This window comes from Stenotrophomonas maltophilia group sp. Smal32, assembly GCF_030237085.1.
Classification (GTDB): domain Bacteria; phylum Pseudomonadota; class Gammaproteobacteria; order Xanthomonadales; family Xanthomonadaceae; genus Stenotrophomonas; species Stenotrophomonas maltophilia_Q.
The window spans coordinates 1-13,499 of the sequence record NZ_JASJSI010000112.1; the positions used below are offsets into that span (position 1 = coordinate 1).

11 protein-coding genes and 1 pseudogene are annotated in these 13,499 nt (G+C 68.5%); 6 read left to right on the plus strand and 6 right to left on the minus strand.

What is annotated here, in order from left to right; all coding sequences use genetic code 11:
- Both QRO91_RS18975 and QRO91_RS18980 read right to left on the minus strand, forming a co-directional pair.
- Window positions 1–227 (minus strand): annotated as a pseudogene (locus QRO91_RS18975) (energy transducer TonB); the annotation flags it as partial.
- Window positions 228–443: 216 nt separating this feature from the next.
- A complete protein-coding gene (locus QRO91_RS18980) occupies window positions 444–1,181 on the minus strand; it encodes an SIMPL domain-containing protein (protein ID WP_049428956.1) in 738 nt (245 codons plus the stop codon).
- 129 nt (window positions 1,182–1,310) lie between these two features.
- On the opposite strand from QRO91_RS18980, the gene QRO91_RS18985 reads away from it, so the two are divergent.
- The 4 genes from QRO91_RS18985 to tldD are packed head-to-tail and all read left to right on the plus strand — an operon-like array spanning window position 1,311 to window position 8,789.
- Entirely contained in the window at window positions 1,311–1,919 is a 609-nt protein-coding gene (locus QRO91_RS18985) for a Maf family nucleotide pyrophosphatase (RefSeq protein WP_049428957.1), read from the plus strand.
- A complete protein-coding gene (gene rng / locus QRO91_RS18990; protein ID WP_049428958.1) occupies window positions 1,912–3,399 on the plus strand; it encodes a ribonuclease G in 1,488 nt (495 codons plus the stop codon). Before QRO91_RS18985 ends, rng begins: the two co-directional genes overlap by 8 nt.
- A 30-nt stretch (window positions 3,400–3,429) precedes the next feature.
- Window positions 3,430–7,284 carry a YhdP family protein gene (locus tag QRO91_RS18995; protein ID WP_100443787.1) on the plus strand — a complete coding sequence of 1,285 codons (3,855 nt, stop codon included), beginning with the start codon at window positions 3,430–3,432 and terminating at the stop codon, window positions 7,282–7,284.
- Window positions 7,285–7,343: 59 nt separating this feature from the next.
- A complete protein-coding gene (gene tldD, locus QRO91_RS19000; RefSeq protein WP_106550599.1) occupies window positions 7,344–8,789 on the plus strand; it encodes a metalloprotease TldD in 1,446 nt (481 codons plus the stop codon).
- 41 nt (window positions 8,790–8,830) lie between these two features.
- On the opposite strand, the gene yjgA is transcribed toward tldD, so the two are convergent.
- A complete protein-coding gene (gene yjgA / locus QRO91_RS19005) occupies window positions 8,831–9,418 on the minus strand; it encodes a ribosome biogenesis factor YjgA (RefSeq protein WP_049428313.1) in 588 nt (195 codons plus the stop codon).
- Between the two features lie 68 nt (window positions 9,419–9,486).
- Between yjgA and pmbA the strand changes: the two genes are divergently transcribed.
- Together pmbA and QRO91_RS19015 are read left to right on the plus strand one after the other, a co-directional pair.
- Window positions 9,487–10,854 (plus strand): metalloprotease PmbA, encoded by a 1,368-nt coding sequence (pmbA, locus tag QRO91_RS19010; protein WP_049428314.1) that lies wholly within the window; start codon window positions 9,487–9,489, stop codon window positions 10,852–10,854.
- An 87-nt stretch (window positions 10,855–10,941) separates the two neighbouring features.
- A complete protein-coding gene (locus QRO91_RS19015) occupies window positions 10,942–11,313 on the plus strand; it encodes a DUF4870 domain-containing protein (RefSeq protein WP_049428316.1) in 372 nt (123 codons plus the stop codon).
- An 81-nt stretch (window positions 11,314–11,394) separates the two neighbouring features.
- Here QRO91_RS19015 and QRO91_RS19020 read toward each other — a convergent pair whose 3' ends face one another.
- The 3 genes from QRO91_RS19020 to tilS form a co-directional block, all read right to left on the minus strand.
- Window positions 11,395–12,273 (minus strand): polyprenyl synthetase family protein, encoded by an 879-nt coding sequence (locus QRO91_RS19020; protein ID WP_049428319.1) that lies wholly within the window; start codon window positions 12,271–12,273, stop codon window positions 11,395–11,397.
- Complete coding sequence (locus QRO91_RS19025) at window positions 12,263–12,523, minus strand: exodeoxyribonuclease VII small subunit (protein ID WP_285310517.1); 261 nt, start codon at window positions 12,521–12,523, stop codon at window positions 12,263–12,265. Before QRO91_RS19025 ends, QRO91_RS19020 begins: the two co-directional genes overlap by 11 nt.
- A gap of 36 nt (window positions 12,524–12,559) precedes the next feature.
- Window positions 12,560–13,499 (minus strand): tRNA lysidine(34) synthetase TilS (gene tilS / locus QRO91_RS19030; protein ID WP_285310518.1); only part of this gene is annotated, 940 nt, incomplete at its 5' end.

The following is a 13,499-nucleotide window of genomic DNA, read 5'->3' on the forward strand; positions in this document are numbered from 1 at the left end:
ACCCGGGCGACTTCCTTCGGTTCCTGCAGCACCGGCGGGGGCGGCGGGGGCGGGATCTTCTCGATCAGCCGGACCGTGGTCTTGTCACGCGGGACCTGCACGGCCTGGTAGGTCGCCGGAATCAGCAGCAACAGGAACGCGAGCAGGTGCAGGGCGATGGCCGCGCTCCAAGCGGCAACGCGGGCGGGGTCGAAGTGCGGGGATGCAACGGGATACGTACGAACCATGGTCCACCTCCATGCCAGTGACGAAGTCCTCAACGCACCAGGGCCCGTGGCGGGGTTGCCGCACGCGGCTGGCAGTCAATCATTAACGCCAGGGCCCGGCCACTGCCTAGAGGCAGGGGCAGGATCGTTGGGCTGGCCTTCAGCCAGCCGCCCCGGCTCACATGAAAAAGGCGGGCCCCCTGCGGGACCCGCCTCTGTCCAACGGAAGGGATGGGATCAGCGACCCAGTTCGAACACCACGTCCAGGTTGACCGAGACGGTCGATTCACCCGGTGCGACCGGGGTGGCCTTGTCCATCGCCGCGCCGGCCGACATGGTCCGCATCATCGGCATCGGACGGTAGCCGCCGCCGGCGTTCTCGGAAATGCTGACGATGCGGCGCACCTGCAGGCCCAGCGACTTGGCATAGGTCTGGGCACGGGCCTGGGCCTTCTTCAGCGCGGCGAGCCGGGCTTCGTCATAGACCGGTTCCGGCTGGTCGATCTCGAAGCTGGGGCCGTTGATCTGGTTGGCACCCTGCGCGGCCAGCGCGTCCAGCACCTTGCCGAGCTTGGCGATGTCGCGGACCTTCAGGCTGACCGTGTTGCTGGCCTGGTAGCCGGTGATCTTCGGCGCTTCGTTGTCGGCATAGCGGTATTGCGGGTTGAGGCTGACGCCGCTGGTCTGCACGTCGCGTTCGGCGATGCCGGCGGCCTTGATCGCGGCCAGTACCTTGTCCATCTGCTGGGCGTTCTGGCGCATGGCGCTGTTGCCATCGGCGGCCTGGGTGACCACACCGGCCGACAGGGTGGCGACATCCGGCACGCGGGTGGCCTCGGCGTTGGCCGAGATGTTCAGCAGGGTGCCTTCGGCCGCGGCGGCGATCGACGGCGACGACGGGGCGGCATGGGCGGTCATCGAGGTTCCAAGGGCGAGGGACAGGGCGAGCAGCAGCGGGGTGGCGGTCAGGCGCATGGGATCTCCTTGTTGTGCGGTGAGGGTGGTGTCGCAGCGATGAACGCGCTGTGAGCCCGTTCGGGGTTGTACGCGTTCCGTAACGGGTTGCCGACGATTCAGGTGACGGGCTCAGGTTATGCTGTGCCGATGCTCTATCTTGCTTCCCGCTCCCCCCGACGCAACCAGCTGCTGGCCCGACTCGGACGCCCCTTCCAGGCCCTGGACCTGGAGGTCGTCGAGCAGCGTGCCGCGACCGAGAGTGCCGAACAGTATGTGTGCCGGGTCGCCGCCGACAAGGCACGCGCCGGGTTGGTCCGGGTGCTGACCGGAGACCCGCAGGCGCGCGTGCTCGGTTCGGACACCGAGGTGGTGCTGGACGGTGAAGTGTTCGGCAAGCCGGCCAACGCCGCCGACGCGCGCGCGATGCTGGCGCGACTGGCCGGGCGCACCCATCAGGTAATGACCGCCGTGGTGGTGGTCGGTGCGGATGGTCTGGACAGCGAACTGGTCATTTCCGAAGTGACCTTCGCGCCTATCGCCGACGCCGACATCGCCGCCTACGTGGCCACCGGTGAGCCGCTGGACAAGGCCGGCGCCTACGCCATCCAGGGCGGGGCCGAACGCTGGATCGAACATCTTTCCGGCAGCTACTCCGGCGTGATGGGACTGCCGCTGCTGCACACCGATCGTCTGCTGGCGCGCTGCGGCGTGCCGGCCCCAACTGCTGATGCCGCCAGGGAGGCTGCCGATGTCTGAGGAAATCCTGGTCAATGTGACCCCGCGCGAAACCCGGGTCGCGGTGATCGAAAACGGCATGCTGCAGGAACTGCACATCGAGCGCGGCTGGCGCCGTGGCGTGGTCGGCAACATCTACAAGGGCAAGGTGCAGCGGGTCATGCCCGGCATGCAGGCCGCGTTCGTCGAAGTGGGGCTGGAGCGCGCCGCGTTCCTGCACGCCAACGACGTGGTGCGCCCGGCGCCGGTAGCCAGCGCCGACACCGAGAACACCACCCTGCCGCCGCCGGCCAGCGTGCCCATCGTCGAGCTGCTGCGTGACGGCCAGGACATCGTGGTGCAGGTGGTGAAGGACCCGATCGGCACCAAGGGGGCACGCCTGACCACGCAGATCAGCATTCCGTCGCGCTACATGGTGCTGCTGCCGCAATCCAAGGTCGTGGGCGTGTCCGCGCGCATCGAGGATGAGGCCGAGCGCGCCCGCCTGAAGGCCCTGGTGACCGAGCTGTCTGCGCAGCATGGCGGCTACGGCTACATCGTGCGTACCAACGCCGAAGGCCAGCCGGCCGAGGCCATCGCCGAGGACATCGCTTACCTGTCGCGGGTCTGGAACGTGGTCGAGCGCCGCGGCCGCGAAGCGGCCTCGTGCAGCAACATCTATGAGGACCTGAGCCTGCCGCTGCGTTCGGTGCGCGACCTGATCCGCAAGGATGTGGACAAGGTGAAGGTGGATTCGAAGGAGACCTTCGGCCAGCTGCAGGCCTTCGTTGCCAAGTACATGCCGGTGCTGGCCGAGAAGCTGGAGCTGTACGCCGGTGATCGCCCGATCTTCGACATGTTCGGGGTGGAGGACGAGATCGGCCGTGCGCTGGACAAGCAGGTGCCGCTGAAATCCGGTGGCTACCTGGTGATCGACCAGACCGAGGCGATGACCACCATCGACGTCAACACCGGTTCGTTCCTCGGCCAGCGCAACCTGGAAGAGACGGTGTTCCGCACCAACCTGGAAGCGGCACAGGCAGTGGCACGGCAGCTGCGGCTGCGCAACCTGGGCGGCATCATCATCATCGACTTCATCGACATGGATGATGCCGAGCATCGCCGCCAGGTGCTGCGCACGCTGGAAAAGGCGCTGGCCCGCGACCATGCCAAGACCACGGTGTACGACTTCTCGCCGCTGGGCCTGGTGGAAATGACCCGCAAGCGCACGGTCGAAAGCCTGGAGCGCCAGCTGTCGGAAACCTGCCCGCAGTGCAGCGGCCGTGGCAGCATCAAGACCACCGAAACGGTGACCTACGAGATCTTCCGCGAGATCACCCGTGCCGTGCGCCAGTTCGATGCCGCGCGCCTGCTGGTGATCGCCTCGACCAAGGTGGTGGCGCGCATCACCGACGAGGAATCCTCGGCGGTGGCCGAGCTGGAGGAATTCCTCGGCAAGAGCATCCGCTTCCAGGCGGACGAGCAGTACCTGCAGGAGCAATTCGATGTCGTTCTGCTCTGATCCTCGCCGGCCGCAGGCCGGCGGTGGCCGATGAGCGCGCCGCCGCGCCTGCGACTGCGAAGGATCCGCCGTCATTTCATTGCCGCCTGCGCGGTGGGCCTGGTCGGGCTGGCACTGCTGGTGGGCACTCTCAGCCAGCTGCTGCCGCTGGCCGAGCGGCATCCCGACAGGATTGCCGCCTGGTTGAGTGAACGCGCCGGCCAGCCGGTGCATTTCGATCAGCTGCAGACGGCCTGGACCCGGCGTGGTCCGCTGCTGCAGCTGAAGGGCCTGCGCATCGGCGCCGGCCAGGGCCTGGCGATCGGCGAGGCCGAGGTGCTGGTGTCGATGTACAGCGGGCTGCTGCCCGGCCGCTCGTTGACCGAACTGCGCCTGCGTGGCCTGGCACTGGACCTGCAGCAGGGCGAGGACGGCCGCTGGTCGGTGCGTGGCCTGCCGCAGTCCAACACCGGCGGCGATCCGCTGGACGCGTTGCGCCGGCTGGGCGAACTGCAGGTGATCGGTGGCCGCCTGGGCGTGCATGCGCCGGGCCTGGGCATCGACACCACGCTGCCGCGCATCGACCTCCGCCTGCGCGTCAACGGCCAGCGCCTGCGGGTGGGCGTACGGGCATGGGCACAGGCCGACGCGCTGCCTTTGACTGCGGTACTGGACGTGGACCGCGCAGGCGGCAACGGCCAGGCCTGGCTTGGCGCAGACCCCGTTGATTTCCACGCCTGGTCGCCGCTGCTGGCGGCCGGGGGCATCCGCCTGCGCGAGGGCAAGGGCGAACTGAACCTGTGGCTGACCCTGCGCGATTTCGCGCCGGTGGCCCTGACCACTGATTCGGACCTGCGTGACGTCCGCATCGATGGCGCACCGATGCCCGACGTGGCTGCTCCGCAGCTGCAGCTGCAGCGCGTGCAGGCCCGCCTGCGCTGGCAGCGCCAGGCCGATGGCTGGGCGCTGCAGGTGCCGCGCCTTCGTCTGAAGACGGAAGACGGCGAACAACAGCTCGATGGCCTGCACCTGCAGGTCGGCAAGCAGTTGCGGGTTGGTTCCGGCGAGGTACAGGCCGGTACCGCGCTGCGCGCCCTGGCGCTGAGTGATCGCCTCGACCCCGGCCTGCGCCATTGGCTGTTCCTGTCCAAACCGCAGCTGGATGTGCGTGAGCTGCAGCTGGCCGGCGAACGTGATGGCCCGTTGTGGGTCCAGGGTGAGCTGCAGTCGCTGGGCTTCGCCAGCGTGGGTCACTCGCCGGGCCTGCGTGGCCTGGGGGGACGCTTCGAGGGCGATGCCGATGGCTTCAGCCTGCAGCTGCAGCCGCAACGTCAGCTGCAGTTCGATTGGCCGACGGGCTTCGGCGTGCGCCACGACCTGCATCTGGCCGGGCAGGTGGTGGGCTGGCGCGACGAGGCCGGTGGCTGGCGCATCGGCACTGCGGCGATGCGGGTGGAAGGGACCGATTACGCGGCCGATGTGCGTGGCGGCGTCTGGTTCCAGGGTGACGGCACGCGGCCGTGGCTGCAGCTGGCGGCCAAGCTGGACGATGTGCCGATGACCGCGGCCAAGCGGTTCTGGATCCATTCCAAGATGAGCAAAGGTGCTACCGACTGGCTGGACATGGCACTGGCCGGTGGGCAGGTGCGCAACGGTGTCGGCCTGGTCAGTGGTGACCTGGATGACTGGCCGTTCGACAACCATGATGGCCGCTTCGAGGCCACCGGACACATCACCAACGGCGAGATCCGCTTCCAGCACGATTGGCCGCTGATGCGCCAGGTCGATGCCGATATCGCCTTCATCGGCCCCGGCTTCGATATGCGTGGGCGCGGCGATCTGGCCGGCGTGGCGGTACAGGCATTCGAAGCGGGCATTCCGGACTTCGGCCAGCAGCCGCTGTATGTGCGCGCGGATGCGCCCAGCGATGCGGGCAAGCTGCTTGCGATGCTGCGGCAGAGCCCGCTGCACAAGGACTATGGCGATACCCTGGACAACCTGGTCGCCAGCGGCCCGGCGCATGTGACCTTCGACCTGCTGCAGCCGCTGCACCACGATGAAGGCGGCGGTCACCTGCAGGGCACGGTCGACCTCAATGGTGTGAAGCTGGTGGACAAGCGCTTCCAGCTGGCCTTCGACAACATGCATGGGCAGGCGCGCTACAGCAATGGCGGCTTCGGTGCCGAGGAACTGGCGGTGCGCCACCTTGGTCAGGACGGCCGCTTGAGCCTGCGCGCCGGCGGCTACGTGCACGACAGTAGGCTGGCGTTCGAGTCGCAGCTGGCGGCCAACCTCGACGCCGGCGTGCTGATTGACCGCGCCCCGGAAATGGCGTGGCTCAAGCCCTATATCGCCGGTACCTCGCCATGGACCATTGCGGTCAACCTCCCCAAAGTGGCACCGGGAGCGCCCGCACCGCCCAGCGAGCTGCGCCTGAGTTCGGATCTGGTGGGAACCCGCCTGGACCTGCCGGCGCCCTTGGACAAGCCGGCCGCCGAGCCGCTGGCGACCACGGTGGCCGCGCAGCTGCCGATGGGCGCTGGTCGCATCGATGTGGCCTTTGGCCAGCGCCTGGCCCTGGCCGCGCGCAGCCACAACAACCGCACCGGTGTGCAGGTCACCCTGGGCAGCGACCATGCCGATCGCGAGCCGCCGCCGAGCGGACTGTCCGTCAATGGTCGCAGCCCGACCCTGGATGCGCTGGAGTGGATCGGCCTGGCCCGTGGTGGCAATGACGATGACGGCATGCCGCTGCGCGCGGTGGACGTGCAGGTTGGCAAGCTGATGCTGATCGGTGGCGTCTTCGAACAGACCCGCCTGCAGCTGCAGCCGGGCCCGCAGGCACTGGATGTGCGGCTGGACGGACCTTCGCTGGCCGGTCGCCTGACCGTACCCAATGCCGAAGGGGGCACCATCAGCGGCCAACTCGACCGCGTGCACTGGCAGTCGCTGCCGCCGGCACCGGGCGCGGCCGCGCCAGTGCGGGTGCAGGCGGGCGCCAATGACATGGATCCGGCCAAGCTGCCGCCGTTCGCGCTGGACATCGCCGACCTGCAGTTCGGCAAAGTCGTGCTCGGCCAGGCGGTGCTGCGCACGCGGCCGCTGGCCAACGGATTGAACGTGGACGAGCTGCGCTTCCGTGCACCGGACCAGGAGATTGACATCAGTGGCCGCTGGCTGGGCCGCACCGGTGGCGCCCGCACCGAGCTGACCGCGCAGGTGCGCAGTGAAGACCTGGGGGGCCTGATGCAGAACCTCGACTACGGTGGCCAGCTGCGGGGCGGTTCCGGCCAGGCACAGCTGCAGGCGTCGTGGAGCGGGGGGCCCTCGGACTTCCAGCTGGCCAACCTGCAAGGGCGCCTGGACCTGCACGCACGCAACGGCCAGCTGCTGGAACTGGAGCCCGGCGCTGGCCGCGTGCTCGGCCTGCTCAGCGTGGCCCAGCTGCCGCGTCGCCTGATGTTCGACTTCCGCGACTTCTTCTCCAAGGGCTTCGCGTTCAACCAGGTGGATGGCAGCGTGCAGTTCGGGCAGGGCATGGCGCGCACCGACAAGGTACTGATCGAGGGTCCGGCGGCGAACATCACCATCCGTGGCCAGGCCGACCTGCGCAACCAGCAGTTCGACCAGACCATCGATGTCAACCCGCGCGCCGGCAACCTGCTGACCGTGGTCGGCGCGGTGGCAGGTGGCCCGGTGGGCGCGGCGCTCGGCGCGGCCACCAATGCGGTATTGTCCAAGCCGCTCGGCGAGATCGGCGCCCGCACCTACAAGGTGACCGGCCCATGGAAGGAGCCGAAGGTGGAAGTGATTGAACGCAGCCGCGACAAGACCCCGCCAGCGCCCGTGCCGAGCCCGGTCCCGGCCGTTCCGCCGACCGTTACCGACCTGCCACGCTCGCGCTGAGCGTGGACCTCCTGTTCACGGGGCTTGCCTGAGCGCCCCCGCACCCCCAGATCGAGACCATGACTGATATCGCCCTGACGCTTGCCCAAGACCGCCTGCTGCGCCCCGGTGGCCTGGATACCGCTGGCCTGGAGCGCACCTTCGGGCAGTTGCTCGGCCCCGGAGTCGACTTCGGCGACCTTTATTTCCAGCATGCTCGCCGCGAGAGCTGGAGCGTGGAGGATGGCATCGTCAAGGACGGTGCCCACTCCATCGAGCAAGGCGTGGGTGTCCGCGCGATTTCCGGCGAGAAGACCGGTTTCGCCTATTCCGATGACATCCATGCCGACGCGCTGCTGGCCGCGGCGCAGTCGGCGCGTGCGATCTCGCGCGAAGGTGGCGCGCAGGCCGGGCGCTCGCTGCTGCGCGGCAATGCACGCGCGCTGTACCCGGCGCTGGATCCCATCGATGGCGTCGGCAACGAGGCCAAGGTCGAGGTGCTCAAGCGCCTGGACGGCTACCTGCGTGCCGCCGACCCGCGCGTGAAGCAGGTGATGGTCAGCCTGTCCGGTGGCGTGGATACGGTGCTGATCGCCCGTAGCGACGGCGTGCTGGGCGCTGACGTGCGCCCGCTGGTGCGCCTGAACGTGCAGGTGATCGTCGAACACAACGGTCGCCGCGAGTCGGGCTATGCCGGCGGCGGTGGCCGCTATGGCTATGAGGAACTGTTCGCGGATGGCCGCCCGGAAGCGTTCGCGCGCGAGGCCCTGCGCCAGGCGCTGGTGAACCTGGACGCCGTGCCGGCACCGGCCGGCGTGATGCCTGTGGTACTGGGCCCGGGCTGGCCCGGCGTGCTGCTGCACGAGGCGGTCGGCCATGGCCTGGAAGGCGATTTCAACCGCAAGGGCACCAGCGTCTACGCTGGCCGCATTGGCGAACGCGTGGCGGCACCAGGCGTGACCATCGTCGACGATGGCACCCTCGACGGGCGTCGCGGTTCGCTCAACATCGACGACGAAGGCCACCCGAGCCAGTGCACCACGCTGATCGAGGACGGCATCCTGGTCGGCTACATGCAGGACAGCCTCAATGCACGCCTGATGGGCATGGCACCGACCGGCAACGGGCGCCGCGAATCGTTCGCGCACCTGACCATGCCGCGCATGACCAATACCTACATGCGTGCCGGTCAGCACGATCCGCAGGAAATGATCCGTTCGGTGAAGAAAGGCCTGTATGCGGTCAACTTCGGCGGCGGCCAGGTCGACATCACCAGCGGCAAGTACGTGTTCTCGGCCACCGAGGCCTACCTGATCGAGGATGGCCGCATCACCGCGCCGGTGAAGGGCGCGACCCTGATCGGCAACGGTCCGGAGACCATGCAGAAGGTACGCATGGTCGGCAACGACCTGGCCCTGGATGAGGGCGTGGGTATCTGTGGCAAGGACGGGCAGAGTGTGCCGGTGGGTGTCGGCCAGCCGTCGCTGTTGATCGAGGGCATCACCGTCGGCGGTACCCAGGCCTGAGCCGGGCGATGGCCAGCGCCACCGCCCGCGCCGGCGCGGACTCAGTCCTCGTCGGCTTCGTCGGTCTCGATGTGGCCGGCGTCTTCGGCGCTGGCCTTCAGGCCGAGCGCCGCCGGCAGCATCAGTGCGCGCAGCACCTGGTAGATCTCGCGGTAGGCACGCGGCGGCTTGTTCTTCGCCTTCTCGGCCTGCGCATTGCGCACCAGCGTGCGCAGCTGCTGGCGGTCGGCCTGCGGGTAGTCGTCCAGCAGGGCGGCCAGCGCCTTGTCACCTTCGGCCAGCAGGCGCTCGCGCCAGTCTTCCACGCGGTGCATCATCGCCACCTCGCGGCGGCCGGTTTCGCTGTTGGCATCCAGCGCATCGCGGATCGCATCCAGCGTGGCGTCTTCTTCGCGGCGCATGTGCTTGGCCAGGAACGCCAGCTGGCGCTTGTGGGCGATGTGGGCGGTGATGCGCTTGCACTCGGCGATGTGCGGCAGCAGGTCTTCCGGGATCGGCAGGCGCGCCAGCTGGGCCGGTGTCAGCGACACCAGTTTTTCGCCCAGGGCCAGGACGTCGAGCGCGTCGCGCCGGTTCTGGCTGCGGCTCTTGTCGTGGAATTCACCGGTTTCTTCGTCGCGTCCGCGCATCGTCCATACCTGATTTCAAAAAAAGTCGCCCGGCGTGATGCCGGGCCCAACCCGTACAGGATAAAGCATTGAACGTGATCGCCCCTGAAGCCGCTGTCGGCGACGACAGCCCGGCCCGGCTGGAACGGCTGGCCGACCTCTCCCAGCAGCTGCTTGACCGCGCCCGCGCGCTGGGCGCCAGCCAGGCCGAAGTCAGCTGCAGCGAAGACCGTGGGCTGGAGGTCAATGTCCGCCTCGGCGAGGTCGAAACCGTGCAGTCCACCCGCGACCGCGGCATCGCCGTCACCGTGTACTTCGGCCAACGCAAGGGCAGCGCCAGCACCGGCGACCTGAACGAGGCCAGCCTGGCGGCCACGGTCGAGCAGGCCTGCGCCATCGCCCGGCATACCGAGGACGACCCGGCCGCCGGCCTGGCCGAGGCGGACCTGATGGCCACCCACTTCCCGGACCTGGATGGCTGGCACCCGTGGGCGCTGCAGGCCGACGAGGCAGTGGACCTGGCCCTGGCCTGCGAAGCCGCAGGCCGTGAGGCCGATGCGCAGATCCGCAATTCCGACGGCGCCTCGGTGTCGAGCATGCAGAGCCTGTCGGTCTATGCCAATTCGCATGGCTTCATCGGCCGTGAGCGCGGCACCCACCATTCGGTCGGTTGTGCGCTGATCGCCGGGCAGGGCGATGGCATGCAGCGTGACGGCTGGTACACCAGTGCGCTGGCTCGCGAGGACCTGGAGGACGTCGGCCTGGTCGGTCGTCGTGCCGCCGAGCGCACTGTCGCCCGCCTGCAGCCGCGATCGCTGGCCACCGGCAGCATGCCGGTGCTGTTCGCCCCGGAAGTGGCGCGCAGCCTGGTCGGGCATCTGCTGTCGGCGGTGTCCGGTGGTGCCCTGTACCGCCAGGCCAGCTTCCTGCTGGACAGCGTTGGCCAGCGCCTGTTCCCGGAATGGATGCAGATCGAGGAGCTGCCGCACCTGCGCCGCGGCCTGCGCTCGGCAGCCTTCGACGGCGATGGCGTCGCCACCCGGGCCTCGGCGCTGGTCCGCGACGGCGTGCTGCAGCGCTATGTGCTGGGCAGCTACTCGGCACGCAAGCTGGGCCTGCAGACCACCGCCAACGCCGGCGGCGTGCACAACCTGCAGCTGGCGGCCAACGCCGGCTCCCTGCAGGACATCGCGCGGCAGATGGGCGACGGCCTGCTGGTGACCGAGCTGATGGGGCAGGGCGTGAACGGCGTGACCGGCGACTATTCGCGTGGCGCGGGTGGCTTCCGGGTCGAAAACGGCGAGATCCAGTACCCGGTGGACGGGATCACCATCGCCGGCAACCTGCGCGAGATGTTCAGCAGCATCGAGGCGGTCGGCAGCGACGTCGATCCCCGCTCGCACATCCGGACCGGTTCGATCCTGTTGGGGCGGATGACCATCGCAGGTAATGATTGATGCCGTCGATGGCGTAAGCTATGCGCGCCTGACGCAATCAGCTGGGTGCTGGTTGGTCAAGACCACCCAATGAAAAGGAGTTTTGTCGTGAGTGAATTCGATAACGTCCCGCCGCCGCCGGCCACCACCGACGTCCCGGCCGACCAGCGCACCATGGCCCTGGCCGCGCACCTGCTGGGCATCTTCACCGGCTTCATCGGCGCGCTGATCATCTGGCTGATCAACAAGGATGACGCGGGCAAGGCCTTCGTGACCGACCAGGCCAAGGAAGCCCTGAACTTCCAGATCACCGTGACCATCGCCATGATCATCAGCATGATCCTGATGATCGTGATCATCGGCGGCATCCTGGCGCCGATCGTCGGCATCATCAGCCTGGTGTTCAGCATCATCGCTGCGGTCAAGGCCAACAACGGCGAAGCCTACCGCTACCCGTTCGCGCTGCGCCTGATCAAGTAAGATCGTCCGCACGCGGAACTGAAAACGCCCGGCATTGCCGGGCGTTTTCGTGTGCGGGAAATGCCGGGCCGCGTGCAGCGATCAGTGATCGCGTTCCACCGCCAGCGTCGCCAGTGCGCGCAGCGCATCGGCCTCGTCGCCATACCCGGCCAGCAGGGCCTGCATGCGTGCCGCCAGTTCCTGCAGCTGCGCCTTCGCACCGTCCATGCCGAGCAGGGCGGGGAAGGTGCTCTTGTCCTGTGCCTGGTCCTTGCCGGCGGTCTTGCCCAGCTGTTCGGAACTGGCTTCGACATCGAGGATGTCATCGCGCACCTGGAAGGCCAGGCCAAGCGCATCGGCGAAGCTGTCCAGCTGGGCCAGCTGCGGTCCGTGGGCCTGGCCGCACAGCGCGCCCATGCGTACCGCCGCCCGGATCAACGCACCGGTCTTCAGGGCATGCATGCGGGTCAATGCTGCCAGTGTCTGCTGCTGGCCGGTGGCATCGATGTCCAGCGCCTGGCCGCCGCACATGCCGGAGGCACCGGACGCGTGGGCCAGGGTCTGCAGGCAGGCCACGCGCAGCGTGGCGGGCAGTGGCGCATCGGCCAGCAGGCCGAAGGCACGGGTCTGCAGTGCGTCGCCGGCCAAGATCGCGGTGGCTTCGTCGAAGGCGATGTGGGTGGTCGGCTTGCCGCGGCGCAGGGCATCGTCGTCCATTGCCGGCAGGTCGTCATGCACCAGTGAATAGGCGTGGATCAGCTCGACGGACATGGCCGCTGCGTCCAGGCTTTCAGGCTGCGCGCCGAACAGGTGCCCGCTGGCATACACCAGCAGCGGGCGCATGCGCTTGCCACCGCCCAGCACCGAATAGCGCATGGCCTGGTGCAGGCGCTGCGGTGCTTCGGCAGGCGAGGGCAGGGCAGCGTCGAGCTGGCTTTCGATACGGTCGCGCCAGCGCTCGAACAGAACCTCAGCCGTCATGGCTGGGCGGATCGAAAGGCTCGGAGGCTTCCGGCTGCGCCGGATCGCTGAGCAGGCGTACACGCAGTTCGGCCTGCTCCAGTGCCTGCTGGCACTGGCGGTACAGACCGACGCCACGTTCGTAAGCACTGAGCGACGCTTCCAGGCTCAGCTCGCCGGTTTCCATCTGCTCCACCAGCTGCTCCAGCGATTCGAGCGACTGCTCGAACTGGGCGACCGGGGAGGCGTTTTCAGGGGACTTATTGGCCATGCGGCAAGTGTGGACGGGCCGCGCGCGGGGGTCAATTCACCAGCCGCCGGGACGCCACTGGAGCTGTGCCTCGTTGGCCTGCAACCAGGCCTGCAAGGGCGCGGCGATGACCACGTCGGCGGCGGCCAGCAACTGCGGGCCATCGAAGATCAACGGCAGCTGGGCGCGTCGCCAGGGGGCAAGATGTTCGCGTTGCAGGCAGTCCTTCAGCGCATGCGAATGCTGGCGACCCGGCAGCAGGATGCGCTCACCGCCCACGCGTGCACGGACCTGCAGTGGTTGTTCGAAAGCGCTGGCGCCAAGCAGGCTCAGCTGGCCACCGTCGGGCAATGGCAGCGGTGCTCGGCCATCCCAGGCGGCCTGCCAGTCGAGGGGCAGCGAGGGCAGCCGGGCCGGCAGCAGGTAGGCATGGTCACGCCATTGCTGGATCACGTGATCCTGCCAGCGCACACGCGCCTGGCGGTCGATGTCGGCCGGCAACAGCTCCTCCAGCGCCTGCTGCAACACCGTGGCCGGCAACGGTGCTGCGCCGTGGCCGATCACCCAGGCGCGCAGCACGCGTGCCGCGCGCGCCGGCGACACTTGGCGCAGCAGTTCCAGTGACAGCACGCGCGGTGCCACTTCCAGGTGCGCGATCAGCTCGGCGTCTTCCTCGTCCAGCAGTTCGCGGGTCTGCCGGCAATGCGTCGCGCTGCCGGCCAATGCCGCCGCCGCGTGCGGCCAGCGCTGGCGCAGCAACGGCAACACCTGCAGGCGCAGGAAGTTGCGATCGGCGTGGTCTTCGGCGTTGCTGGGGTCTTCGATCCATTGCAGCGCGTGCTGCTGGGCGTAGTCGAGCAGCGCGGTGCGCGGCGTCGACAGCAGTGGTCGCCACAGGTGATGTTCGCCAAGACGGCTGCGTGCGGACATCGCTGCAAGGCCATCGACGCCCGAACCGCGCAGTGCGCGCAGCAGGAAGGTCTCGGCCTGGTCATCC